Source organism: Clostridium tyrobutyricum, from assembly GCF_019144085.1.
Taxonomy (GTDB): Bacteria; Bacillota; Clostridia; order Clostridiales; family Clostridiaceae; genus Clostridium_B; species Clostridium_B tyrobutyricum_A.
Genome location: NZ_JAHHUY010000115.1, coordinates 1 through 275 on the forward strand (window position 1 = coordinate 1; position 275 = coordinate 275).

Annotated in this window: 1 protein-coding gene; it reads right to left on the minus strand. The window is 24.7% G+C overall.

Annotated elements, in window-relative coordinates:
* Nucleotides 1-89: 89 nt before the first annotated feature.
* Nucleotides 90-275: Txe/YoeB family addiction module toxin (locus KM800_RS15245; protein WP_217813837.1), on the minus strand; the 186-nt coding region annotated here is incomplete at its 5' end.

The following is a 275-nucleotide window of genomic DNA, read 5'->3' on the forward strand; positions in this document are numbered from 1 at the left end:
AATAAATGGTCGTTTATTTTACTGGTTTTATCTATATATAAAATAAAAGCATTTATCATTTTAATTTACAAAAATGATAAATGCTTTTATTATTTTTTATAATGAGTTCTACATTGAGCTATTTCAATTTGCTTATTCTCAATATGATATACTAACCGATTAACATCATCAATTCTTCTACTCCAAAATCCCTGTAGATCATGTTTCAATGGTTCAGGATTTCCAATACCAGTATTCCCATTACGATCAATATCCTTAATAAGATTATTTATTCT